Origin of the sequence: Undibacterium sp. RTI2.2 (assembly GCF_035018705.1) — a bacterium.
Taxonomy (GTDB): domain Bacteria; phylum Pseudomonadota; class Gammaproteobacteria; order Burkholderiales; family Burkholderiaceae_D; genus Undibacterium.
The window spans coordinates 100357-126591 of sequence record NZ_JASJXN010000012.1; the positions used below are offsets into that span (position 1 = coordinate 100357).

The following is a 26235-nucleotide window of genomic DNA, read 5'->3' on the forward strand; positions in this document are numbered from 1 at the left end:
CCTTTATTTATATCAGTGGTGCTCAGCAGCCGTTATTCAAAACAGCGGGTAATACCGAACCTTGAATAGCAAGGCTGAAAAGCACTAACATCAATGACCTGATACTTTCAATATTTTCGACACTTCCGACACAATTGCGACCGACAAGGAATCACCATGAAACTCAAGCGTCTCTGCCTTACTATAATGAGCTTGTTTGCTGTTGTCAGCGCTGCCAGCGCTGTTGCAGCCGATCCTAAGTTAGCCGTCATTTATGATGCAGGCGGTAAGTTTGATAAATCCTTCAATCAATCCGCATCAGAAGGTGCAGAACGCTTTAAAAAAGAGACCAAAATCTCTTTCCTGGAAGTCCAGGTCGCCAGCGATACACAAACAGAGCAAGTGTTACGTAATCTGGCACGCAAAAAAATCGATCTGATCGCAGCGATTGGTTTTGCCCAAAGTCAGGCAGTGCAAAACATCGCCAAAGAATTCCCTAATACTAAATTCGTCGTGATTGATGGCGTTGCCACAGGCAATAATGTCAGCTCAGTTCTGTTCAAGGAACAAGAGGGCTCTTATCTGGTTGGTGTTGCTGCGGCAATGGCTAGTAAGTCTAAAAAAATCGGCTTTGTCGGCGGTATGGATATTCCGTTGATACGCACCTTCTCTTGCGGCTACGCACAAGGTGCTAAAGCAGTTGATGCCAAGGTTGAGGTCACCAGCAATATGGTAGGTACCACCACTTCCGCCTGGAATGATCCGGCCAAAGGTGGCGAGTTAGCGCGCGCGCAATTCGAACGCGGTGTTGATGTCGTTTTCGCAGCAGCAGGCGGCAGCGGCATGGGTACGTTGCAGACAGCCAAAGAAAAAGGCAAGCTCGCCATCGGTGTTGATTCCAATCAAAATTATTTGTATCCGGGCACGATGCTGACCTCGATGGTTAAGCGGGTTGACCAAGCGATTTACGATAGCTTTATGCAAATCAAAAACGGTGACTGGAAGCCTGGCATCATCAACAAAGGCCTGAAAGAAGGTGGCGTTGATTGGGTTGTTGATAAAGATAACCGCGCCCTGATCACGCCAGAAATTGAAAAGCGTGTCAACGCAGCAAAACAAGACATCATCAGCGGCAAAGTCAAAGTGATTGACTCGCGCGACGGAAGTAAATGCCCGGTTTAGTGTCTTGTCTTATCTTGTCTTGTTTCAGTTTGGTTTTGCGCTCATGCTCTAATTGAATTTTATTCTCTACGTTTTTAAGCTAAGCGCAAAACCAAATGATGTAAGCAGACCTCAGCGCAATCAATCGTCGCGTCAGGTCTCTATCATCTAGCAATTTCAGTAAGTTCAGCAAGTTCGCTGAGTTCGTTAAGTTCGTTAACATCGCCGATCAAACCCTAGCTAATTTTTATCCCGCCTCCGTATGCAGCCAGCCGTAGAATTCCAACAAATCTCCAAACGCTTTGGCGCCGTACACGCCAACCGCGATGTGAGTTTTTCTATTGCGCCCGGTAGCATCCACGGCGTTATCGGAGAAAACGGCGCAGGCAAATCAACCTTGATGAGCATCCTGTACGGCTACTACCGTGCGGATAGCGGCAAGCTCTTGATCAATGGTCAGCCACAACATATTCGTAATAGTCAGGAAGCAATCAAACTTGGGATCGGCATGGTGCATCAGCATTTTATGCTAGTAGAAAATATGACGGTTCTTGATAACGTCATGCTGGGCGCAGAGGGTGGATTCAGACTCGCCGCTCATCGCACCGATATTGAGAAAAAGCTGCGTGAAATTTGTCAGCGCTATTCTTTAGATGTTGATCCGCTGAGCAAAATCCAAGACTTGTCGGTTGGTTTGCAACAGCGGGTAGAAATTCTCAAACAAATCTACCGTAGTGCCAATATTCTGATACTCGACGAGCCAACCGCGGTGCTGACCGTGCAAGAAACGGCGTCGCTATTTGAAGTCTTGCGACTGTTCAAAGAGCAAGGCAAGACCATCATCCTGATTACCCACAAGCTGCAAGAAATTCTCGACATCACCGACCAGGTGACGGTAATGCGCGCAGGCACAGTGGTCGGCTCCGTTGCCACCGCTGGCACCAACAAAGAAGAACTAGCCAATCTGATGGTAGGTCGCCCGATACAAACGCAATTGCCACGGGCTGCCTATGCGCCGGGTGCGTCTGTGCTTGAGGTAAAAGGATTGAATTTGCGTAGCAAGCAAGCGGTCGATCTGCTGAAAGATATCAACTTCAACATACGCGCTGGTGAAATCGTCGCCATCGCCGGCGTCTCTGGCAATGGTCAAAGCGAGCTACTAGAAATTTTATCCGGCATGCGTTTGCCAAGCAGCGGCGAGATACAAATGCAGGGACAGTTGCTGCCAATCGCAAAACGCAAAGATGCCGACGGTTTGCCTGCCATTTTTCGTAAGCTTGGTATCGGTCATGTACCAGAAGATCGACTGCGTGATGCCGTAGTTAAAAACTTTTCGGTCATGATGAATAGTTTTTTTGGTTATCAGCAACAGACTAAAAAACGCTTTGGTTTACTCGACTTCGCCAGCATTCTCAGCAAATGCACCGAACTATTAAAAAAGTTCGATGTACGTCCGTCCGATCCACATTTACGCATCGCCCTGCTATCCGGTGGCAATCAGCAAAAGGTCGTCATCGCTCGAGAAATTGCTGCAGCACCAAAACTCATGCTGGTAGGCCAGCCTACCCGTGGTGTTGATATCGGCACGATAGAAAGCATCCATGCGCAGCTACTCGCCATGCGCGATGCGGGCGTTGCCATTCTGCTGGTATCGGTAGAACTGGAAGAAGTTCGGGCATTGGCCGATAGAATTCTGGTCATGTCTAGCGGCTGTATCACGGGCGAATTGATGGCGGAAGAGTTTGATGCCACACGCATAGGTTTGCTCATGGGTGGACTACATAAATCATCAGTATGACTAATTCAGAACTTCCACGCTGGGCAACTGCCATAGCACTTCCCTTACTCAATTTGCTGTCGGCACTGCTGGTTGCTGCGCTGGTGATTTATTTGTTGGGCGAGAGTCCAATAGAATCGCTGGGCATTCTGGTCAACTCCGCCGTATTGAACCCAGAAGGGTTGGGCTACACATTATTTTATGCAGCGACCTTTATTTTTACTGGTTTGTCGGTCTCCATTGCGATGCAGGCGGGTTTGTTCAATATCGGTAGCGAAGGACAGATGTATGTCGGTGGCCTTGGGTTAACACTAGTTTTATTGTTGCTCGATTCCAGTCTGCCTGGCTGGTTGTTAATTCCACTAGCGATTATTGGCAGCGCCGTATTTGGTGCAGCCTGGGCTTACTTGCCAGGTTATCTGCAAGCTAAACGCGGTAGTCACATCGTCGTCACGACGATTATGTTTAACTTCATCGCTGCCAGTTTAATGAACTTTTTGATTGTGACTTATCTGATCCCGACCGGCCAGCAAAATCCCGCCAGCCGCGTATTTGCAGAAGCGTCGTGGTTACCGACGCTGAATAAAATATTCCCGATTCTGGGTGAGACGCCGTTGAATATCAGTTTTATTCTGGCACTGATTGCGCTGGCGATTTACGGCATTGCAGTGTGGCGTTCGGCCTGGGGTTATCAGTTGCGCGCTACGGGTTTAAATCAGCATGCGGCACACTACGCAGGCATTTCCATCACTAAAACGATCATCGTTGCGATGTTGATTTCTGGCGCGCTGGCGGGTCTCGCATCGGTCAATTCCTTGATGGGATCAACGCACTACCTGAATCTGAATTTCCCCGCGGGCGCTGGTTTTATCGGGATTGCGATTGCGTTAATGGGGCGCCAGCATCCGGTCGGCATTTTGCTATCATCCATTTTGTTTGGCGCGTTGATTCAGGGCGGCTTTGATTTGTCGCTGGAAAAACCGAATATCCCGACTGAAACTTTTATCTTCATCCAAGGCCTGATTATCTTGTTTTGCGGTGCCATGGAAAATCTATATGCGCCAGCCTTAGCGCGTCTGCTGAAACGAAACTAAATCGGAGTTAATGATGTTTGATGATTTTCATTTCGCCAGCATACTGGTTTCCACTATCCGCAATGCGCCGGTATTGATTTTTGCCGCGATGGCGGGATTGTTTGCGGAACGCAGCGGTGTAGTCGATCTGGCGTTGGAAGGCAAAATGCTGGCGTCGGCATTCGTCTCCGCTGCGGTCGCATTCACTACGCAAAATCCATGGCTTGGCATTTTGGCTGGTGTGGGCGTATCTGTCGCTATCGCATTGCTGCAAGGCTTTGTCAGTATTACGCAAAAAGGAAATCAGTTAGTCGCAGGGATTGCAATCAATATTGCCATGAGCGGTCTGACATTTGTCTTGGCGCAGTTTTTCTTTTCTCAGGGTGGGCGTACGCCAGATCTTGGTCAGGCTCGCTTGTTTGATATCGTCTTGCCAGGTACAGCTGCGTTAGAAAGTATTCCATTTGTGGGCTGGTTCTACGGCAAATTAATCGGCGGCCACAGCGCACTGGTCTATCTGGCGTTTGCACTTATACCTGTCGTGCATTGGGTGATTTATCACAGCCGTTTTGGTTTGCGTCTGCGTGCGGTGGGCGAAAATCCTCACGCAGCGGATGCTGCAGGCATCAATGTTGAACGTACCCGCTTTCTAGCGATGTTATGCGCTGGCGTATTATGCTCATTTTCCGGTGCATACCTGTCTATTGTGCAAAGCGGTTTCTTCTTGCGTGATATGTCGGCAGGCAACGGTTACCTAGCCTTAACCGCGCTGGTGTTCGGCAACTGGCGTCCGCTCTACACGGCGATGGGTTGCCTGATGTTTGGCTTCTTTGCAGCGCTGCAAGTGCAGATCGAAGGTATCGTCTTCCCGGTGATCGGCAAAGTGCCAGGCTCATTGATACAGATGATTCCCTATGTTGTGACCGTCATTGTATTGGCAGGTTTAATGGCAAAATCAGTCGCGCCAAAAGCGATTGGTGTGCCTTTTGTCAAGTCTCGCTAAGTGATCAAAATAAGACATTAAGATTCGGCCTCCTTGAACCGGGCCAACCGCAATAAGTCACTTCGTCTGGGTTCTGTTAATGGCCAGGCGAAGTAATTTTGGAGAACCTCCATGACCACCAACTCTAGTCCTGCAAAACATAAAGTCATCTTTGATACCGACCCTGGCGTCGATGATGCGATGGCGTTGTACTTTGCACTCGCCCATCCGGATATCGACGTGATCGGCATCACCACCACGTTTGGTAATGTCACCGTAGAACAGGCCACTGCCAATGCACTGTACTTAACCCGGATCGCTGGCCGCAGTATTCCGGTAGCTCAAGGCGTACCTGTGCCTCTGGCAAAAGATCCTGGCACACCGCCGGCGTTTATTCATGGCGCAGATGGCTTGGGCAATTTAGCTAGCCGGGTAGAAGCGGGTGGCGTAGCAGAAGTTGAAAGCGCGGCAGAATTTATCGTCAAAATGGCGCGCCAGCATCCGGGCGAAATCACACTGGTTGCGGTAGGTCCGTTTGGTAATCTAGGACTGGCATTAAAGCTAGAACCACAATTGCCTAAGCTCTTAAAGCAAGTCGTCTTGATGGCTGGTACCGTGGATGAACCAGGTAATGTATCGCCAGTGGCAGAAGCCAATGTCTGGAATGATCCAGACGCGGCTGATTTGGTCTTCACTGCGGGCTGGGATTTGACAATGGTTGGTCTGGATGTAACGCATCGCGTGGTTTTGCCATCGACTTTCTTCACAGGTCTGGCGAAACAACATCAACATATCGCAACAGATACCTTAAGTCACGCAGTCAATTTTTACGCGAATTTCTACCAAAGTATCCGCCCTGATCTGGGCCATGCTTGCTACGGACATGATGTCCTGGCGTTTGTCTGGCTGGTCGCTCCAGAATTATTTAAAACCCAATCCGGTCGCGTACGCGTTGCCAAAGAAGGCATCGCCAATGGTCAGACCATGATGGCAAAACTGGCGATTCCGTATCCACAATCTGGATGGGAAGCAGATAAACCTGAGACGCGTGTTTGCATGGAAGTCGATGCCAAGGCATGCGCCAGTCTGATTGATACGATATTAAGCAGCGACTGGTTATTGCCAGCCTTGCGTTAATTCATCACGCCCATTGAGGAGAAATTATGTTTATCGAACCAGTTGATTATCGCAGCCCGGATGCGGCACAAAAATTTACCGAGAGTCTGCATCGCACTGGCTTTGGCGTGTTGACTAACCATCCTTTATCGCAACCTTTGCTAGAGACCATTTATAAAGAATGGTACGAGTTCTTCCAGACTGACGCAAAGAATCAATACAATTTTGATGCAGTCAAAATGGATGGTTATTTCTCACCGAAGGTATCAGAAACCGCCAAGGGTAATACCAAGCGGGATCTGAAAGAGTTTTATCATATCTATCCGGGTGGCCGTTATCCCGCTGAAGTATCTGATGCTGCAAGTCAGTATTACGAGCAAGGTAATAAGCTCGCTACCGAATTACTGCAATGGGTAGAAGATCACACACCAGCCGATATCAAAGCCAAGTATTCTATGCCGCTGTCGGACATGATACCGGGTAGCGATCACACTTTACTGCGCGTCTTGCACTACCCGCCATTGCGTGGCGATGAAGAGCCGGATGCAGTGCGTGCAGCAGCCCATGGTGACATCAATTTGCTGACCTTGTTACCTGCCGCAACGCAAGCCGGTTTGCAAGTCAAAGGTAAGGATGATGAATGGCATAACGTCCCTTGTGACTTCGGTATGTTGATCGTAAATATCGGCGACATGCTGGATGAAGCATCGGAAGGTTACTACCCATCCACTATTCACCGCGTGCTAAACCCAACAGGTGAGGAAGCGAAAAAATCACGCATCTCGCTACCGCTGTTTTTACACCCAAGACCAGAAGTCGTCTTATCGGCGCGCCACACAGCGGGTAGTTATTTGAGTGAACGGCTGATCGAATTAGGCGTAAAGAAATAAATCTTAAGAGGCATGTCCAATACTTCTGCGGCTTACGGGCTATTTTTGCTCTGTAAGCCGCAGAATATATGGACATCCAATTTCAATAATATTGAATCATTCGTAGTTTTCTCTGTCGGTTACTAGCAACCTACAACCCAATTACAAATACGTTGAGAATTTCCCATGACGACCCAAGACATCATCCCTAATCTGATTGCAGAAGCGCACAAAGCACGCGAGTTGGCTTATGCGCCCTACTCCAAATTTAAAGTCGGTGCGGCGGTACAAACCAAAGACGGTAAAATTTTCCATGGCTGCAATATTGAAAACGCCTCCTACGGTCTGTGCAATTGCGCAGAGCGTACCGCCTTGTTCAGCGCACTCGCTGCCGGATATCGTCCGGGTGATTTCGCCGCCATCGCCGTCACTGGCGACACCGACGCTCCGATCGCCCCTTGCGGTGCTTGCCGCCAGGTCATCATCGAATTGGGTGGCCCTCAACTAGCTGTTGTACTGACCAATTTAAAAGGCGACATCAAACAGACTACCGCTGGCGAGCAATTGCCAGATGCGTTTTATCTGGTGCCACAAGCTGATTAAACCAGGCTCGAGCACTGTTGATGCGTGACGCACTTATGACAACGGGGCAAGGCGAATGCTTGTCCCCGATTATTTAGATTTGCAACAATTCACCGGCTATTCTGGGCACCGATCGGCTTCCCCCGCCATTCGCCTCGCACGCTCTCGCTAGCGCTGCCAATCACATCAGGTTTCGCCCTCCGAGCTATCTGGTAACTAGTTAGGTCTACAAAATTTACTTCACGCCCGCTAAATGGTGGAATATGCTGGTGTTAATTGGTGCTGCTATCTAAGTGCAAATCTCTTACACTTAGAACTTATCGTCGTTACATAAATTGGCTCCTAAACGCACTATTCGTAGCATTCTCAATATCGTCGCGACAACTTGCTGAAGTAGTTTTACATCGCCCTTCATTACAAAATTAATCGATTCCACACCATGTCAAAATCAGAGACCACGCCAGAACCCGATCCACGGAAAAACCGCATACTGGCTGCTCTTCCCAAATCTGAGTACGAAAGACTATTGCCGGATCTTAAATATGTAGAAATGCCGCTAGGCTGGACCGTGTCTGAATCAGGCGATCATGTGGATTTTGTACATTTCCCTATCGGTGGCATCGTCTCTTTGATTTATGCCTTAGAAAATGGCTCTACTAGCGAAACCGCGCTGGTCGGCGACGAAGGTATGGTCGGCATCTCGATTTTTATGGGCGGTGAAAGCATGCCCACCAGTACCGAAGTACAAAGTGCTGGCGCTGCGTTTAAATTGAGTCGCAAAATCATGAAGCAAGAGTTTGAGTCGGCTGGTGAACTACAGCGACTTTCCCTCTTATATACCCAGGCGCTGATTAGCCAAACTTCACAAACTGCTGTGTGCAATCAACATCACTCACTAGATCAACAACTCTGCCGCTGGATATTAATGACCATCGACCGGCTGCATGATAATGAAATCATCATCACTCAAGAAATGGTAGCCAGTTTGTTAGGTGTACGGCGTGAAAGCGTTACTGAAGCAGTTGGACAATTACAGAAAGATGGCATGGTCGAACGTGCCCGCGGTCGCATCACCGTCACCAATAGAAAAAAATTAGAGCAACGTGTCTGCGAATGTTATTCCGTCGTCAAAGAAGAGTACGAGCGGCTACTTCCCTCAGATAAATAATCTAAATAATCCAACTTGCGCAAAACCATTCCAGTCTCATTGAATGGCATGCGCACTCTCAATACGATATCTGATTTTGCGGTATGCTAATTGCTGTTTTTTCCACAACCACAATCATTCCATCAGGAGATACTCATGCAGAATCAACAGGATTTCGATAGTCTGGTAGGCAAGTCAAAATTAAGCGATGGGGTTGACCGTCGCACCTTTATTCAAACTGCGGTAGGCGTCGGTTTTGCCGCTGCAGCGATGCCTGTGATGGCACAAACTATGATCAAAACCGATACGGCCGGTTTAACTGCCGGGGTTGTGATGGTCGAAGTCAACGGACAAAAAGTCCCTGTCTATCGCGCTCAGCCAGAAGGCAAAACCAATCTGCCTGTCGTTTTGGTCATCTCAGAAATTTTTGGTGTACATGAGCATATCGCCGACGTCGCCCGCCGCTTCGCCAAACTAGGTTATCTGGCGCTGGCACCAGAATTATTCGTACGCCAAGGCGATCCAAGCAAATACCCCAATATTGGCGAACTGATCAAAGAAGTCGTCTCCAAAGTACCCGATGCCCAAGTCATGTCTGATCTGGATGCGGTGGTTGCCTGGGCCAAAGCCAATGGCGGCAACACCAACAAATTAGCCATCACCGGCTTCTGCTGGGGAGGACGCATCACCTGGATGTATTCCGCGCACAATCCCAATGTAAAAGCCGGCGCTGCCTGGTATGGCCGTTTGGTAGGAGACTCGACTCCGTTATCGCCAACCAATCCTGTCGACATAGCAGCGGGCTTAAAAACACCGATCCTTGGTTTATACGGTGCCAAGGACACAGGCATCAACGCTGAGTCTATTTTTAAGATGGAAACCGAACTCAAAAAAGGCACCAGCAAATCAGTCTTTAAAGTCTATGCTGACTCAGGTCACGCTTTCCACGCCGATTACCGCCCGAGCTACGTAGAGGCAGATGCCAAAGATGGCTGGATGCGTTGCTTGACCTGGTTTAAAGAAAATGGCGTAACCTAACTGCCATACCAACTGCAAGCTCCAAGTTGGGCTAATGGCTTTTCAGCCCAACCTTCAATGCTGGTGATTTTAAAGAAAATGAGTACACAATGATCTCAATCTTACCCGCCAAGTCAGATAGCGATAGCAATGAGGATGTCAGAGGAGCTTGTGTTGGCTGTCAAAGTAACGAGCCTTTTGAAATCGAATTTGAATATGCTTATCAACCGATAGTCAATTTCGCTACCCGCTCCATCGTCGCCTATGAGGCATTAGTGCGCGGCCCAAACGGTGATTCCGCCGCCAGCATTCTGGCGCAAATCAACGATAACAATCGCTACCGCTTTGATCAGTTATGCCGCATGAAAGCAGTCGAGGGTGCAGCCAAACTGGGTATGAGAGAATTTTTATCGATCAATTTTTTACCGAATGCAGTGTATCGCCCTGAAGTCTGTATCCGTACCACGCTTGAGGCTGCACGGAAATATAATTTTCCGGTAGAGAAAATTATATTTGAGGTTACCGAAGGAGAGCGGGTACAAGACCGGCCGCATCTGGTACATATCATCCGTGAGTATAGAAACTTTGGTTTTCAAACGGCGATTGATGACTTTGGCGCCGGTTACGCCGGCCTCAATTTACTATCAGAGTATCAACCGGATTTTGTCAAAATCGACATGGATTTAATCCGTGGTGTAGATCATCACTTACCGCGTCAGGCCATTGTTGAGGGAATTGCCTCTATCTGCAAAAAACTGAATATTAAAGTTCTAGCTGAAGGGATAGAAACCCGCGCTGAGCGTGATTTTTTGTTCGCTTCCGGCATTGAATTGATGCAAGGGTATTGGTTTTCTAAACCCGTGTTTAAGGGACTCGCCAACATTGATCCGTCAGTATGGGAATAACAGATTCATCCTCCAATTTATGTAAGGAAATGACTACCCCAACCTTAAGAGAGGTAGTCTACATCCGGAAGTTACTCAGCTTTGAAGTGGGTCTTACCTCAGAACATTAAAGTAAATCCAAATTCTCCAACATCCCCGCAGCCTGCGTCTGAAAATCTACAATCGCTCCCTCGTCCATTTTTTCTAACTGCCGGTAAGCCATACCGATACGTGGATTCTTCGCCAGCGTCTTCTCATTGCGATGGAAAAAATCCCAATACAATGCGTTGTAGGGACAGGCGTTTTCACCAATCCGTACTTTTTTATCGTAGTGACAACCTTTGCAATAATCGCTCATACGATCGATGTAGGCAGCGCTGGAAACATAAGGCTTGGTGGCTAATAATCCACCATCAGCGAACTGACTCATACCAATGGTATTGGGTAGTTCTACCCACTCAAATGCGTCGATGTAGATACCCAAATACCAGCGATGGACCTCCGCCGGATCTAAGCCTGCCAGCAGCGCAAAATTGCCGATTACCATCAGGCGTTGAATGTGATGTGCATGTGCTTGCTCCAGCGATTGCGTGATCGCATGCGAAAGACAATTCATCTTGGTTTTACCATCCCAAAACCAGCTTGGTAACTTACGGTTATGACCAAAAAAATTCTTCTCAGCGTACTCCGGCATATTCGTCCAATACACTCCGCGCACGTACTCTCGCCAGCCTAATATTTGCCGGATAAAACCTTCTACCGCAGCCAATGGCGCATGACCTGCATGATGCGCCGCCTCGGCTTTGGCAACGACTTCGCGCGGATTCAGCATTTTTACATTTAAGGCAAACGATAATAATGAGTGAAATAAGCGCCACGCTTTGACGTTCATCGCATCTTGAAAATCCCCAAACTGCGGTAGCGCATTCTTGATAAATGCGTCTAGTTGTTGCAGGGCTTCATCACGGTTGAGTGCCCATGCCAATTGATCAGCTTTGGGATTACCAAAGCTCTTTACTCCAGTATCGACAATAGTTTTCCATAAAGCAGAATGATCATGCAAGGTGCGTGCATCTTGTGGCTCTGCAGGCGCGCCACGCCAAGGCTTGCGGTTATCGTGATCGTAGTTCCATTGGCCGCCGACTGGCTTCTTGGCGTCTTCCATCAGTACTTGATGCTGTACCCGCATCTGGCGGTAGAAAAACTCCATCAACCATTGTTTGCGTCCGGTGAAGATGTCTGCCGCGTGATTGCGTGTCGTATAAAAATGCTCGCTATCGACCATCCTCCACGGAATGTGCGAACGACGGCCATGCTGGTACAGCTGCTGATCCAGACGCCATTCGTCCGGAGCCTGATATTCAAACGCCGTGGCTTGGTAGTACGCGATCAGCGCATCAATATTGGCTGGCATGGATTGCAGATTGCGCGCATCATCGATGGCGAGGTAATGTACACGATGACCAGCCTCACGCAACTGCCGCGCCAGATCGCGCATCCCGGCAAAAATAGCCAGAATCTTTTGTGCATGGTGCAGCACGTAATCGGTCTCTTGCCGCACCTCCATCAAAACATAGACGGTGGCATCATCAACCTCTCTAAACCAGCGATGTTGCAAGTTAAGCTGGTCGCCGAGTATCAATCTGAGCGTAGTTTGGGAATCTATTTGCGTTGTGGTCATCGTCATTCTTTATAGTGCGTTCCAGAGTCGTTGATAAATACCGTCCCTATCATGATCATGGGCTTGTTTCTGAATATTAAATCGTCGTCCGTTGCGGGGATCGGTACCTCGTCCAGAGATATATAGCCAATTACCCTGATTGCTATAAACATCGTAGTCAATCAATTGCGCCTCAAACCAGGCAGCACCAGCACGCCAGTCGCAGCCTAGATCGTGGATCAGATAACTGGCAACAATCTGGCGCAAGCGATTAGATAAATAACCGGTAGCGGCCAGTTCTGCCATGCCAGCATCGACCAGCGGCTCGCCAGTTCTGGCCTGGCACCAGGCATCAAATCTACGTGCACTATGCGTTGGCGGCGGCAAGCTGGTCAGACCTTTTGCAAGGTAAAGTCGCCGTCCATATTTCAGGTGCAACAGCCGGAAATAATCACGCCACAACAACTCAAACCAAATCCAATATGTGCTGTCGTTGGCGCCGTGAGTTGCTTCAAATTCTTTCAACGCCAGGTAAGCACTGCGCGCCGACATTGCGCCAGACGCCAGCCAGGGAGAAAATTTAGTGGAATAATCTGTTCCCGTTAAACCATTGCGTGTCAGCTTATAAGTGTGCGCCAGCTTACGCTCAAAATACTGCTGCAAATGTGCAGAGGCCATAGTTGCGCCACCAGCAAATGCAGGTAAAAAATACGGGAAAGATGAGCGGCTGTCTGCGTAAATTTGAGTTTGAAGTTCAGCTTGAAGTTCAGCTTGAAGTGCAGACTCTGTGTGCGTCGTAAGCATCGGCGATATCAACAGATCGGCCTTATTCCATTGTTCAAGTACAGCAGCGAAAGCCGGTGGCAAGGCCGGAATCTTCTCCGGTCTTGGCAGCGGCAATGGTGGCTGCACTTCATGCCGCTCGACCAAGGTACGAAAGCTGGTAAAAACGTCTGGTAAAGCATTACATGAAAACGGTAAATCGGAGGGGTCAAGCAGGCTGGATTGCCAGATCGTATGCACTGTCAAACCGGCTGCGCGCAAAGCGGCAACTTCCTCTTGCTCTTCCGGCGCGGCGATCTCTTCGCAATAAATTGTGGTGGCACCGATATCACGTGCGAATACGGGCAGGCGTTCTGCGGCGCTACCCTTAATCTCTAGCAATTGACTGTCTTGCAAACTGAGTTGTGCATTTAAATCAGCTAAGGCCGATGCTAAAAAATACTGGCGGTGCTGGCTAGTGCGCGGCACATTCCAGCGTGTCATTTTCTCCATGACGGGATCGTGGCAATACACGAGGACTAAGTTACTCGCATGATGACAGGCTTGCGTCAACGCGGGATTATCGTCCAGGCGCAGATCGTTGCGAAACCAGTAGATCACGGTCGTCTCTGGCGCTGCTTTTGGTGCGGAAGTTGGAGTGAATGATGTACGGATCATGGGGCAGCTTTGCTATCACGGCGGCAGCGTTCGGAACAATATTTCACCTCATCCCATACCTTTTCCCATTTTTTTCGCCAGGCGAACGGGCGATTGCATTGCGGACAGAGTTTGGTCGGCAAATCCGATTTTTTGCGCATGCGCATGTGATCTTTCCTTGTTGAGCGGATGAAGAAAAACGGTATTACTAAGTTCACTTGCCAGGGTGACTTTCTGCTAGTACTTTGCTTCACTGATTGCAGGGGGAATTAATATACTCCCCATTATTTTTAATAAATATGCCAGATTGTCCAATTATTATATGGGCACTTAAAATATACTTACCACCAGTATATAAATTACATTAAGTTATTTTTACGTTTTTTTAGACTTTATTCCCCTCTGCCGCTTGCGGGAGAGGCGTTAAAATCCTGCCCCGATATGTACCGCCATTGGCTTTAACAAGATCAATTTCGTCTGGAGTAAGCACTGCAATTCTGTAATTGTCTTCCTGCTTCAAAATCCTAAATCTAACTGGCTGTTCTGCTGCGCCGCATTGGCCGCTGATTTGCGTCGCGTTCTGCCGGTATCTTTTTTGCGTGAACCATGTTTTTCTACAATCGCTGCCTTGGCTGATTTCACACCGGGCTGGGCGCGTAAGGCAAACAGACGTGCTTTGGCTTCGCGGGTGGCGAGATCAATATCGACCACCGGCATGGCGATATCGACACCCACCTGTACGCCGCAAGCCGCCTGCACATCGGGCGGCATACGCCACGGTTCAAACAACCATGAGTCGGGTACGCGCCGCATTGCAGGTAGCCAGCGGCGTACAAAGCGCCCATGCGGATCATGGTCGCTGGCTTGCTTAATCGGATTGTAAATACGCGGCACATTGATACCGGTCGTACCAGACTGCATTTGCATCTGGCTCCAGTGGATGCCCGGTTCGTAATCCAAAAACTGCCGCGCTAGCCAATGTCCTACTGGCCGCCAGTCCAGCCACAGCGGATAAGCGGCGACCGAAACTAGCATGGCCCGCATTCTGAAATTAAGCCAGCCAGTCTGATGCAACATGGTCACGCAAGCATCGACTAGAGGCCAGCCAGTGCGCGCCGAGGTCAGTGCCTCGAAGTGCGCCTGATTCCAGTCATGCTCACGCAAACCGTCATAACCCCGATGCAGATTGCGGTACTCTAGTTGCGGCTCGCTCTCTAGTTTTTGGATGAAATGACAATGCCAATATAAGCGACTGACAAAGGCATTCAAACCTTGTTTTTGGCGGCTGGTACCGGGCGATAATGGTGACAATGGCGATAACGAGGCGACTTGCCGTCGAGTAGCATGCACGATTTCCCGCAAGCTGACACAACCAAACGCCAGATACGGTGACAAACGAGAACAGGCGGTCGGCGCAGATAAAGGGGAAGAAATTCCGCCACGATATTGATTGCTACGGTCGGTCAAAAAACTGTACAACACGCTCAAGCCGCACTGCCGGCCGCCACGCTGCCGTTGCGGCGGATCGTAGGCATCCAAGCCCAGCTCTTGTGGCGAAGCAGGCAATTGCGGCATCGCCAATAATGGCGGCAGCGCGGCAAAACTCGCCGCAGTCAACTCGGGCACGGGCACACAAGGCAGGTCGTTATGCGCGTTCCATTGTCGCTGCCAACCATCACGATCTTGTAGCCGACGCACTACACCAAATTGCGCAAACTCATGCCAGGCAATTTGATGCGCACGACACCAGCGACCAACGGCTTTATCGCGCTGGTAGGTGGCATCGTTACCGGTTTCTTCATGCGAATAAATAGCGGAAAAAGGCGCGCTGGCAAAAAGCTGATCAAATACGCTGGTAACTTCGCCCGTTAAAATATGCAGCTGTCCGCCACGTTGGCGCAAGGCGACATATAAATCGCGCAGACTTTCTAACAAAAATTGGTAATGCTGATTTGCCGCATCAGGCTGCGCCCAAATAGAGGGTTCGACCACGTACAGACACAGCACAGGCCCCTGGCGTGCTGCGGTGTGCAAGGCGATGTGATCATGCAAACGCAAATCACGTTTAAACCAAACGATGCTATAAGTCATGGCCTCATTATACGAATGCGCTGAGAAATACAGGCTTGGATTGAGGCTAATTCGAGGTACAAAACCCGTGAAGAGTGAGTCAATTACGGGACATACTTTTAAGTTGATGGAGTAATTTGCCTTGATTGTCGCTGCTTATTGCCTATGCTATAGAATGATCTATTATAAATTGCGATGAATTACCATCGGTCTTTAAGATAACTGCTTAAATACTTTTCAAGATATCATTTCAATGAGTTAACTAATTTAACAAAATAATATCCACCACGCTTAACACTAGAGAAAGTTCATCATGAGCGTTAGTTCAGTCAGCAGCAGTACAACTACCCCAACGCCAGTTACTCCACGTCCAACGGATCAGTTGCAGGCACAAAAGCCAGACAACACCAAGACCAGCAATGACGACAACGTCAAGGCAACTGCACAAGCGCAGATTCAAGCTCAGGCTCAAATTCAGACTCAAGCACAAACTCAAAATCAAGCGCCACCACCGCCAAGCCCTTCTGTGAATACGGACGGGCAAAAAATCGGACAAGTGATCAACGTGAGTGCTTAGGTTTAAATCTGTTGAATTTAAATTTGCTGAAATTCAATTTGCTGAAATTCAATTTGCTGAAATTCAATTTGCAGAATTTCAATTTGTGTCACGGATTCAAAACAGCTTTGTATTTATAGTTTATTAATGCTGTATTTACACCCACAACGACTGGCATCTGATTATATCGTCCAGCAGTAGATAAGCTGACTAACAATACCCAGATAGTAAAAAAATCGGCATCGCGTGTGAAACGGATGCCGATTTTTTTTGAAGTTAATTTTTATTCCAGCACTGTTTTTGGCGTTGTTTTGAATCTGTTCCCGGGTTAGCGCTAATGTACTTTCGCTTCAAACAAGTTCATCGTGTAACCGTGCATAATGCGCTTGAAAAATGTCCTCAATAAAAACAAAGGGAGGCGCTGATTTTGTACTACCAAAGTTTCCTCTACGATGGATTCGCTGGCAACATGCTGGTAGCCGCAACGCTCAAAAATATCTTTGGGATTTTCCGGGGAAAACCGGAATTTTGCGCCTAACTTTTCTATCCTGTCTGTGAGCTTCTTGCCCGTCTTTTGGATGAAATGCTTACTCATCAAATCGCACATCAAACTATGTTTTGGATACGCGGCTCGCAATGCCTGCAAGGTTTGCTTAATTTGGGTCTCGGTCAAATATCCAAACACACCTTCCATCACAATAATGACCGGCATGCCATCATTTTTTGGCAATTTATTGGTCAAGGTTTCTTGCGAAAAATCTATTGCGATACGCTCTAGGGCATTGGCACAGGACGCTACTGGCAAACAGATATTTTTATGCTCGATGACCTGTGGCTCATCAATCTCAAACCAATGACCATGATCCAGCCTGAAAGCCCGTGCATCAAACCCTGCGCCGATCAGTATCACTTTCGTTTTTGGCTGTTGAGCTAGACGCTCACGCAAAAAATCATCAATCATCCTATGCCGTACCGCAATACTCTGATTGGGTCTGACATCGGTTTTAAGCTGGTCAAAAATCGTATTTCCGTGATCCGTCATAAATAAATGCGCATACGCGTCGCCACATAAAGGCTGTGCTGATTGAGCATCCTGAGCACGTACGCCGCAGGTATAAAACGCTGTGTCTGAGATAGGATTCATTGGATGATTTTGTGATTTGGTTTTGTTATTGATAGGGCTTACGCAAAATTATCCCTGCAAGGCGAGATGAACTCAAGAGTATTGATTAAATAAAGAATCCGTGTCGAATAAAAATATACTCCCATCTTTTGGACGCCAAATAGACAAAAGGTGCAGGATATACCTGCACCTTTTAAAAATACTCTCTACCAGTATTGAACTGACAGATCATCCCGGACAGATCACCCATCGGTATTAAGTTAATAAGTTGATGGCAAGCTTACACCACGATCGTCTGATGCTCATCACCTTCGCGGGCGCGAATAGTGCCGATGCGAGAAACGGTTTCGCCAGCGGCAAGCAGTTGCGCCATCGCTGCATCCGCATTCTCTTGCGAGACGATCACAACCATGCCGATACCGCAGTTGAAGACGCGGTGCATTTCTGCATCTGCTACGCCGCCGTGTTGTTGCAACCAGGTAAACAGTGGAGGCATGGTCCAGGCTTTGCTGTCAAGGATCGCGGTCAGCTTGCCCCCTAACACGCGAGGGACGTTTTCTACCAAGCCACCGCCGGTAATATGCGCCATGCCTTTGACTTCCATGCTCTCCATCAATGCCAGCAGTGGTTTGACGTAGATACGGGTCGGTGCCATCAAGGCATCTGCCAGAGTACGTCCGTGGAAATCTGAATTCAGGTCAGGGTTAGCAACTTCGATAATTTTACGTACCAGTGAGAAGCCGTTGGAATGGATGCCGGACGATGCCAGACCGAGGATGGCGTCACCGGGAGCAATTTTGCTGCCGTCAATGATGTTAGATTTTTCTACCACACCGACCGCAAAACCCGCCAAATCATATTCGCCTTCCGGGTACATGGATGGCATTTCGGCAGTTTCGCCACCGATCAAGGCGCAGCCTGCTTGCTCACAACCAAAGGCGATGCCTTTGATGACATCCGTCGCTGTGGCAACATCGAGTTTGCCGCAGGCGAAATAATCCAGGAAGAATAAAGGTTCGGCACCTTGCACCAGAATGTCATTGACACTCATGGCGACCAGATCAATCCCAACGGTGTCGTGGCGATTCAGGTGGAAAGCGAGTTTGAGTTTGGTACCGACACCATCGGTGCCAGAGACCAGCACAGGTTCTTTGTATTTTTTACTGATTTCGAACATGGCACCAAAGCCGCCGATGCCGGCCATAACGCCTTCGCGCATGGTGCGTTTAGCGAAAGGCTTAATCGCGTCAACCAGCGCGTCGCCAGCGACCATATCGACGCCAGCGTCACGGTAAGAAAGGGAAACATTGCTTGGAGTACTCATGATAGTCGTCAATAGAGGCGTGAGGCGGTAAAATAGAAGGATTGCTGAATTTGATGATTTTCTAATACTTGCCTAATACAATTTAGAAAATGTAAGCAGAATTCCGCAACAAAGAACGCTATTTTAACAAATCGACCCGAGTCGCAGCTAGTTTTTGGACTTTTTGCGGCCTGCGCTGATTTCATCCCCAGTTTTTGTCTGAAGAGAAACTTATATCCACTATGGCATTTTCATTTACCCCTGAACAAAAACAGACCGCCTTATGGTGCGTGCTTGGACTGGCACTGCTGATTTTGATCTTATTATTGGGGCCAATCTTGATGCCATTTATTGTGGCGGCGATTTTGGCTTACATCCTTAACCCTTGGGTGGATCGGCTGTGTGCCTTCCAAGTAAAAGGCATTCATCTGCCGCGCTCAGTGGCTGCGACCTTGTTGATCGTGCTGGTGATCATGCTGATACTGGCAATGATATTGGTGATGACGCCAATTTTGCAAAAACAAATCCCCCAGTTGCAAGACCAGATACCTCGTTTTTTTGATAAAGCGAATGAGTTATTAGGTCCGATGTTAGGCAAATTGGGCCTTCATATCCAATTAGATAGCGCTGGCATCAAAGAGATGATCACCAAGCAACTAGACACCAGTGGTGAAGAGATTGGTAAGGCAGTATTAGCTTCTATTCGTGTTGGTGGTACCGCTGTATTGGGCATGGTCGCCAATTTGATGCTGATACCGATTGTGTTGTTTTACCTTTTGCTTGACTGGCATCCTTTGATGGAGAGGTTGGAAAATTTTATCCCGCGGCGCTGGGTCGGCAGCGTCAAATCCGGTGCCTCAGAAGTAGATAGTATTCTGGCGCAATATCTGCGCGGTCAGATCATGGTAATGGTCGTGCTGGCGATCTATTACTCTGGCGCGTTGGCGATTGCTGGTTTTGATCTGGCACTGCCGGTTGGCATTATTACTGGCTTCTTAGTATTTATCCCGTATCTGGGATTTGGGCTAGGTCTGGCGCTCGCTTTGATCGGTGCATTTTTACAATTTGATGGTTTTCACGGTCTGATTTCTGTCGCGATTATTTATGGTGTTGGCCAAGTGCTGGAAAGCTTTATTTTGACGCCGCGTTTAGTGGGTGAACGGATTGGCCTGCATCCGTTAACGGTGATTTTTGCCTTATTGGCATTTGGTCAGTTATTTGGTTTTATCGGCATTCTGGTTGCCCTGCCGACATCGGCAATTTTGGCAGTAGCGGCCAAACACCTGCGTATCGCTTACCTCAATAGTTCGGTTTATCGTCAGTCATGAGGCAATTACTGCTAGATCTGGATGCGGAACAACCGCCCTCGCTAGATACTTTTGTCGTCGGCCAAAATGCAGAACTGGCGCAACTGCTGAGCTTGTTTTCTACCCGTACTGCAAGTCAATATGGCGAGCGTTTTGTGTATTTGTGGGGCGAAGCTGGCGCGGGCAAAACTCATCTCCTGCATGCGCTGGCGAATAGTGGACAAGCGCGCTACATCAGTGCAGATGCGCCTGGCAGCGCCTTTGATCATACGCCGGAGGTCAGTTTGTATTTACTGGATGACTGTGAAAATCTGCCAGCACAATCGCAAATTGATGCATTCAACTTATTTAATGAAGCACGTGCGCATGGCGGTTTTTTAGTCGCGGCAGGCAAGCAGCCGCCCATGATTTTGAATGTACGGGATGATTTACGCACCCGTTTAGGCTGGGGCCTGATTTATCAGGTTCATGGTTTAACAGATGAGGATAAAATCGATGCCTTGGAACGATCTGCTCAGGCACGAGGGATCGTTATTTCAGGCGGCGTCTTACCCTATCTGATTACGCACTACCGGCGTGATATGTTGTCACTGACGGACATGCTAGATCAGTTAGACCATTATTCGCTAGAGACTAAACGAGCAATCACGCTACCGCTGCTGCGGGAACTACTGCAACAACAGCAGGCGTATGACCATTAATACTATGTACTTAGTTTGTCGCCTACTCAGCCACTACAATATCCATGCAGTATTACTACAAAATAAATAAGGCACTTTCCTAACACTATGCGCAATATTGCTTTATTTGATCTGGACCACACGCTGCTTCCCATCGATTCGGATTATGAGTGGGGGCAATTTTTGGCTCGCACCGGCGCGGTTGATGCCAAGGCCTTTGAACGTCGCAATCGCGAATTTTTTGCGCAATATCAGGCTGGTACTTTAGATCCGGTGGAATATCTGGAATTTGCACTCGGCACGCTGGCTCAATTTCCGCGCTCTGAACTAGATGCGATACATGAAGAATTTATGGACGAGGTCATCCGCCCGGCCTTACTACAGCCTGCGCATGATCTGGTACAAAGCCATTTAGACGACGATGATCTGGTCGTCATCATCACCGCCACCAATCGCTTTGTTACGGCACCGATCGCACATGCTTTTGGTGTAGAAAATTTGATCGCCGCAGAACCTGAGCGGGACGCGGCCGGCAACATTACCGGAAAATTGCTAGGCGTACCAACTTCTGGTGCAGGCAAAGTCACTCATCTGCAACAATGGCTAGCGCAACAAGGCATGCATCTGGATGATTTTCCACGTAGCTATTTTTATAGCGACTCGCAAAACGATATTCCCTTGTTATCTATCGTGACTGATCCGATTGCGACCAACCCCAACAGCAAACTACGTGCCCACGCCGAAACCCACGGCTGGCCGATTATTCACTTATTTGACGAGCAATGATCAAGAAATTTATCCGCAAAATGCTGGGTGTTAAAAGCCCGGCAGAAGTAGCAGCAGCCAAGCAAAAGCCCACTGTGCTGAATGCAAAAGAACACGGCATCGATCCGCAATTATTGTCGTCCAATGCGATCCGCGTCACTTCGACTCTGCAAGAAAATGGATTTAAGGCCTTTGTCGTCGGTGGTGCAGTACGCGACTTGTTGTTGGGGGTAAAGCCAAAAGATTTTGACATCGCTACCAACGCGACGCCAGATCAGGTCAAACGTTTGTTCCGCCGTGCTTTCATTATCGGCAAACGCTTTCAAATCGTGCATGTGATGTTTGGACAAGACTTACTGGAAGTCACTACTTTCCGCGGTGCGGCAGTTGATAGCGCACCGAAGGACGAGCATGGTCGAGTGCTGCGTGACAATACCTTTGGTGAGCAATTTGAAGACGCTGCACGGCGCGATTTTACAATCAATGCAATGTACTACGACCCGGCGACCCAGAGCGTGCTGGATTACCACGGCGGGATTGCGGATATCCGTAAAAAAACGCTGCGCATTATTGGCGTTCCGGAAGAACGCTATCGTGAAGATCCGGTGCGTATGCTGCGTGTAGTGCGCTTTGCTGCCAAATTACAATTTACGATTGATGAGGCAACCCGCGCGCCGATTCCCGTCATGGCGCCCCTGATCAACAACGTACCAACAGCACGGGTGTTTGACGAAATGTTGAAATTGCTGATGAGCGGTCATGCCATGGCATGCTTACAGCAATTGCGCAAAGCAGGTCTGCATCATGGCTTGATGCCGCTATTGGACGTCGTGTTAGAGCAGCCGATGGGCGAACGATTTGTCACTCTGGCGCTGGCGAATACCGATGAACGCATACGCCAGGGCAAACCCGTGTCACCGGGATTTTTGTTCGCCTCTTTGCTGTGGCATCAGGTAGTAGAAAAATGGAATGCCTATAAAGCCGCAGGCGAGTTTGCCATCCCTGCCCTGCACCTCGCAGCAGACGACGTATTGAATAAGCAAACCGATAGTCTTGCCCTGCAACGCAAGATCGGCTCAGACATGCGCGACATCTGGGCGATGCAACCCCGGTTTGAAAAGCGCGTAGGTAAAACACCGTACAAAATGCTAGAACATCCTAGGCTGCGAGCTGGCTATGATTTCTTGCTACTCCGTTGTGCATCGGGTGAACTGGATGCAGAATTAGGCGAATGGTGGACGGCATTTATGGAAGGCGATAGTGAACAGCGAGAATACCTGTTGACGGTTAAACCGAAAGACACCGGAGTAGTGAAAAAGCGTCCTCCACGTCGTCGCGCGCCACGCAAACCCGTAGCAGAATAAACTTTATATTGTTAGGCTAGGAATGACGACACAAGCATTCATCGGCATAGGCGCAAATCTGGGTGATGCACGTGGTAGCGTAGAGCAGGCAATTCTGCGCTTAGCCGATTTGCCCGCCAGCCTTTTAATTGCGCAATCCAGTCTATTTAAGACTGCGCCAATTGAGTCCTCTGGTGATGATTACATCAACGCCGTAGCAGAGCTCCGCACAGATTTGAGCGCTACTGACTTGCTACTAGCTCTGCAGCAGATTGAATTAGCATTTGGGCGCGAACGTCCCTACCGCAACGCGCCGCGCACACTTGATCTGGATTTGCTACTGTATGGCTTAGAGCAAATCCATACCGATGCTTTAACAGTGCCGCATCCGCGCATGACAGAGAGGGCATTTGTGTTGCTGCCGCTGCTACAAATTAGTCCTTTTATCACCATACCTGGTAAAGGTGCGGCACAAGATTTCGCTGGTGTAGTTGCAGAGCAGGTAATTATTGAGCTAACTTCTTGAACCAACTTATTGAAATAATATACTACCCCATAGTACCTATATTAGCAGGGTTAATGTCCATATAATATCTGGACGACTTACCAAAACAAAGGCATACTCCCCATAAAATGCCTGATATCACTCATTTATCGGAGAATTATTTTGGCTGAATATTTGCAAGATCGTAAAGCTGTCAGCATCCCGGGCCTGGCAATACAAGCCCAACAAGGCAATAAAATCACCATGCTAACTTGCTACGACGCCAGCTTTGCGGCATTGATGGATCGCTGTGGTGTCGAAATACTGTTGGTTGGCGATTCACTTGGCATGGTTTGCCAGGGGCACAATTCAACATTGCCGGTAACAATTCAAGATATCGCGTATCACACCACTAGCGTAGCGCGTGGCAATAAGAGCGCGCTACTAGTCGCCGATATGCCGTTTGGCAGTTACGCGACGCCAGAAGCTGCCTTCAACAACGCCGTACAATTGATACAGGCTGGCGCGCAAATGGTGAAGCTGGAGGGCGGCGACTGGCTGGTACCGACCATTAAATTTTTGACAGAAAGAGCCATCCCGATATGCGCTCATCTAGGTCTGACACCGCAGTCAGTGCATCAATTAGGTGGCTATAAAGTACAAGGAAAAACCAGTGCCGCAGCTGATTTACTCAAGTCCGACGCACTGAGTCTGCAAGCAGCTGGCGCCAGCCTCTTGGTGCTGGAAGCGATCCCCGCAGCACTCGGCAAAGAAGTCACCGAGCTATTGGCAATCCCCACCATTGGCATCGGTGCTGGCCCGGATTGCTCTGGACAAGTATTAGTCATGCATGACTTACTGGGTGTTTTTCCGGGACGCAAAGCCCGCTTCGTGAAGAATTTTATGGATGGTCAAACGACGATTGATGCGGCTGTAACCGCCTATGTCACTGCAGTAAAAGACAAATCATTTCCTGCGCCGGAACATTGCTTTTAATTAATTTTTTGTGAGTGGCTGCGGCAATCTCTGTACCGCAGCCATGTAATATCAATACCAACAACCCATCAAATGCGTTTTAAGATTTAAAACGAGCCAGACTAGTTTCAAGGTGCGCCGATAAGGTTTCTGGCGAACTCACCGTCATACCCAATTGACGTAATAAGCCATCTTGTAAACCATATACCCAACCGTGAATCGTCAAGGGCTGTGAGCGCTCCCAAGCATCCTGAACGATGTTAGTTCTGCAAACATTGACTACTTGCTCAATGACATTGAGTTCACAAAGACGATTACTTTTCTCTTTTTCAGTGAACACATCACCAAGGTAGGCTTCGTGTTTTTCCTGTACGTCCTGAACATGGCGCAACCAGTTATCCGCCAGGCCAACACGGCGGCGCGTCAACGCGGCATGCACGCCTGAGCAGCCATAATGGCCACAAATAATAATATGCTTAACCCTTAATACATCAATCGCAAACTGCAATACGGAGAGACAATTCAAATCGCTATGCACGACAACGTTAGCGATATTTCTGTGAACAAATAATTCGCCTGGCAATAATCCCAGTAACTCATTGGCCGGGACGCGGCTATCAGAACAACCGATCCAGAGGTATTCTGGGGTTTGTTGATCTGCTAGTTTTTTAAAAAAACCGGCATCCTTGGCTACAATAGCATTAGCCCATTGGCGATTATTTTGGAGAAGTTGCTCGGGAGTAAGGTTCGGTTTATCATGGACGCTCATACTGTTTCTTTCTTTTTCGATAGGCGCCATTCTAACCGGGAATGCACTCTAACCCGGATATCCCCACAAGCAAATAGCAGACAAAACTTTTGCCCCGATAGCTTAAGAAAAAATCTGGATGTGATTATCCGGGTATAAATAATCAAAAACGCGGCGACAATTTCGTCATCCGCGTTTTTTTACAATAAGTAAATCTATCCAAAACCAGCTTAAAACAAGGCTAGAAACATGAATGATGTAGCATCACCAGACTAACGATAACTACTTTTATCCTCAGTCACTTCCGGCGCTAACATCGCTTTTTTTAGCGATGAATCGACTGGCTTCTCACCCAACCAAATACGCAATATAGCGTTATTAAAAACAATATCGGGGTAGGGTTCGCCTAATTTTTTACCGTTGAGATAGAAAATAGTGCCGATACCAGGCACCCAATCCGTCAGGATGATATCGCCTTTTTTCAATAGTGGAACTGACGCAAATAATTCGCCCAAGCGCAAAAATTGCGTCGTCAGTTTCACTTTTTCAGATTTGTCAGTATTTTTTTGAACACCTGACATAAAACCATCACCAAATTCATCACTACTTACTTCACGCAACATGACGATTGCAACACGCCGCGGGCCAGTCGTGGCAAGCACGTCAGGCACGGTAGTTTTTTTGTCTTTTAAATAGAGTGCAGCAGCATAGACCTTAAAAATCGCTTTGTAGCGAATGCCGGCACCATTGAGCTTTAAATCTGTGTTGGCAACATGTGCTGTGTCATCAAATTTGACACCAGCCACTTCCATCGGGGCCGCATGTGTTGCCATGCTAGTTAGGGCAAGCAATGCAAAGCCCGCTAACAAGCGCTTACTTGTATTCAAAATCATTTTTGTCTCCATTAATTTCACCCTTATAAATGCGTGGGCGTTTTCTTAGGCTATGCTAAATCAATATAAAACTGTTTAATAACAGCATCTTATTATACGTTGCCACAGCGCCACAAGGAATCCGATTACTGGAAAAGTGGTTTTATTCCACCAAATCCATCACACCACTCAATCTATTAAACAAAGACTTTCATCCTGAACAAGCCGGAGTTTAGGATTTGATATGATTTAATTATTTTCGCTAATGAGGTTCTTGCAAAACGAAACACCGGAGAGTAATTTTATTGCGAGAAGCGCAAAATAGATGAGAAAGGAGCGGCCA

General features: G+C 48.3%; 25 protein-coding genes. 17 read left to right on the top strand and 8 right to left on the bottom strand.

Going from position 1 to position 26235, the window contains the following annotated elements:
* The first annotated feature begins 156 nt into the window (after positions 1-156).
* The 10 genes from QN395_RS08850 (at position 157) to QN395_RS08895 (ending at position 10608) form a co-directional block, all read left to right on the top strand.
* Positions 157-1161 carry a BMP family ABC transporter substrate-binding protein gene (locus QN395_RS08850; RefSeq protein WP_322121338.1) on the top strand — a complete coding sequence of 335 codons (1005 nt, stop codon included), beginning with the start codon at positions 157-159 and terminating at the stop codon, positions 1159-1161.
* Between the two features lie 241 nt (positions 1162-1402).
* Entirely contained in the window at positions 1403-2938 is a 1536-nt protein-coding gene (locus QN395_RS08855) for an ABC transporter ATP-binding protein (RefSeq protein WP_322121337.1), read from the top strand.
* Complete coding sequence (locus QN395_RS08860) at positions 2935-4011, top strand: ABC transporter permease (protein ID WP_323492033.1); 1077 nt, start codon at positions 2935-2937, stop codon at positions 4009-4011. The genes QN395_RS08855 and QN395_RS08860 overlap by 4 nt, the downstream gene beginning before the upstream one ends.
* Before the next feature lie 10 nt (positions 4012-4021).
* Positions 4022-4993, top strand: a complete 972-nt coding sequence (locus tag QN395_RS08865; RefSeq protein WP_322121335.1) for an ABC transporter permease — start codon at positions 4022-4024, stop codon at positions 4991-4993.
* A gap of 111 nt (positions 4994-5104) precedes the next feature.
* A complete protein-coding gene (locus QN395_RS08870) occupies positions 5105-6109 on the top strand; it encodes a nucleoside hydrolase (protein WP_322121334.1) in 1005 nt (334 codons plus the stop codon).
* Between the two features lie 26 nt (positions 6110-6135).
* Positions 6136-6978, top strand: a complete 843-nt coding sequence (locus QN395_RS08875) for a 2OG-Fe(II) oxygenase family protein (RefSeq protein WP_323492034.1) — start codon at positions 6136-6138, stop codon at positions 6976-6978.
* A gap of 165 nt (positions 6979-7143) precedes the next feature.
* Entirely contained in the window at positions 7144-7560 is a 417-nt protein-coding gene (locus QN395_RS08880) for a cytidine deaminase (protein WP_322121332.1), read from the top strand.
* Between the two features lie 418 nt (positions 7561-7978).
* Complete coding sequence (locus tag QN395_RS08885; protein WP_323492035.1) at positions 7979-8707, top strand: Crp/Fnr family transcriptional regulator; 729 nt, start codon at positions 7979-7981, stop codon at positions 8705-8707.
* Positions 8708-8842: 135 nt separating this feature from the next.
* Positions 8843-9724: a dienelactone hydrolase family protein gene (locus QN395_RS08890; RefSeq protein ID WP_323492036.1), complete on the top strand. Its 882-nt coding sequence runs from the start codon at positions 8843-8845 to the stop codon at positions 9722-9724.
* 89 nt (positions 9725-9813) lie between these two features.
* The gene (locus tag QN395_RS08895) at positions 9814-10608 is read left to right on the top strand and encodes an EAL domain-containing protein (protein WP_323492037.1); all 795 of its coding nucleotides are present in this window, start codon (positions 9814-9816) and stop codon (positions 10606-10608) included.
* Between the two features lie 106 nt (positions 10609-10714).
* On the opposite strand, the gene QN395_RS08900 is transcribed toward QN395_RS08895, so the two are convergent.
* From QN395_RS08900 to QN395_RS08915, 4 genes are all read right to left on the bottom strand, one after another.
* Positions 10715-12268 carry a cryptochrome/photolyase family protein gene (locus QN395_RS08900; protein WP_323492038.1) on the bottom strand — a complete coding sequence of 518 codons (1554 nt, stop codon included), beginning with the start codon at positions 12266-12268 and terminating at the stop codon, positions 10715-10717.
* A 9-nt stretch (positions 12269-12277) separates the two neighbouring features.
* Positions 12278-13687, bottom strand: a complete 1410-nt coding sequence (locus tag QN395_RS08905) for a DASH family cryptochrome (protein WP_323492039.1) — start codon at positions 13685-13687, stop codon at positions 12278-12280.
* On the bottom strand, positions 13684-13833 hold the full coding sequence (locus QN395_RS21605) for a DUF2256 domain-containing protein (protein ID WP_416352049.1): 150 nt from the start codon (positions 13831-13833) through the stop codon (positions 13684-13686). The genes QN395_RS08905 and QN395_RS21605 overlap by 4 nt, the downstream gene beginning before the upstream one ends.
* 349 nt (positions 13834-14182) lie before the next feature.
* The gene (locus QN395_RS08915; protein ID WP_323492040.1) at positions 14183-15757 is read right to left on the bottom strand and encodes an FAD-binding domain-containing protein; all 1575 of its coding nucleotides are present in this window, start codon (positions 15755-15757) and stop codon (positions 14183-14185) included.
* A gap of 292 nt (positions 15758-16049) precedes the next feature.
* On the opposite strand from QN395_RS08915, the gene QN395_RS08920 reads away from it, so the two are divergent.
* Positions 16050-16313: a hypothetical protein gene (locus QN395_RS08920; protein WP_323492041.1), complete on the top strand. Its 264-nt coding sequence runs from the start codon at positions 16050-16052 to the stop codon at positions 16311-16313.
* 313 nt (positions 16314-16626) lie between these two features.
* On the opposite strand, the gene QN395_RS08925 is transcribed toward QN395_RS08920, so the two are convergent.
* A complete protein-coding gene (locus tag QN395_RS08925; protein ID WP_323492853.1) occupies positions 16627-17436 on the bottom strand; it encodes an SAM-dependent methyltransferase in 810 nt (269 codons plus the stop codon).
* A gap of 259 nt (positions 17437-17695) precedes the next feature.
* Positions 17696-18739, bottom strand: a complete 1044-nt coding sequence (gene purM / locus QN395_RS08930) for a phosphoribosylformylglycinamidine cyclo-ligase (RefSeq protein WP_323492854.1) — start codon at positions 18737-18739, stop codon at positions 17696-17698.
* A gap of 221 nt (positions 18740-18960) precedes the next feature.
* Between purM and QN395_RS08935 the strand changes: the two genes are divergently transcribed.
* The 6 genes from QN395_RS08935 (at position 18961) to panB (ending at position 24293) form a co-directional block, all read left to right on the top strand.
* Positions 18961-20046, top strand: coding sequence for an AI-2E family transporter (locus tag QN395_RS08935; RefSeq protein ID WP_323492855.1), 1086 nt, complete (start codon positions 18961-18963; stop codon positions 20044-20046).
* Complete coding sequence (gene hda / locus QN395_RS08940; protein ID WP_323492856.1) at positions 20043-20726, top strand: DnaA regulatory inactivator Hda; 684 nt, start codon at positions 20043-20045, stop codon at positions 20724-20726. The genes QN395_RS08935 and hda overlap by 4 nt, the downstream gene beginning before the upstream one ends.
* An 87-nt stretch (positions 20727-20813) precedes the next feature.
* The gene (locus QN395_RS08945) at positions 20814-21491 is read left to right on the top strand and encodes an HAD family hydrolase (protein WP_323492857.1); all 678 of its coding nucleotides are present in this window, start codon (positions 20814-20816) and stop codon (positions 21489-21491) included.
* Entirely contained in the window at positions 21488-22834 is a 1347-nt protein-coding gene (pcnB, locus tag QN395_RS08950; protein ID WP_323492858.1) for a polynucleotide adenylyltransferase PcnB, read from the top strand. The genes QN395_RS08945 and pcnB overlap by 4 nt, the downstream gene beginning before the upstream one ends.
* A gap of 22 nt (positions 22835-22856) precedes the next feature.
* A complete protein-coding gene (folK, locus tag QN395_RS08955) occupies positions 22857-23339 on the top strand; it encodes a 2-amino-4-hydroxy-6-hydroxymethyldihydropteridine diphosphokinase (RefSeq protein ID WP_323492859.1) in 483 nt (160 codons plus the stop codon).
* Positions 23340-23480: 141 nt separating this feature from the next.
* Complete coding sequence (gene panB, locus QN395_RS08960; protein WP_323492860.1) at positions 23481-24293, top strand: 3-methyl-2-oxobutanoate hydroxymethyltransferase; 813 nt, start codon at positions 23481-23483, stop codon at positions 24291-24293.
* Positions 24294-24372: 79 nt separating this feature from the next.
* Here panB and can read toward each other — a convergent pair whose 3' ends face one another.
* Positions 24373-25041, bottom strand: a complete 669-nt coding sequence (gene can / locus QN395_RS08965) for a carbonate dehydratase (RefSeq protein ID WP_322121316.1) — start codon at positions 25039-25041, stop codon at positions 24373-24375.
* Positions 25042-25292: 251 nt separating this feature from the next.
* The gene (locus QN395_RS08970) at positions 25293-25913 is read right to left on the bottom strand and encodes a chalcone isomerase family protein (protein ID WP_323492861.1); all 621 of its coding nucleotides are present in this window, start codon (positions 25911-25913) and stop codon (positions 25293-25295) included.
* Positions 25914-26235: the final 322 nt, after the last annotated feature.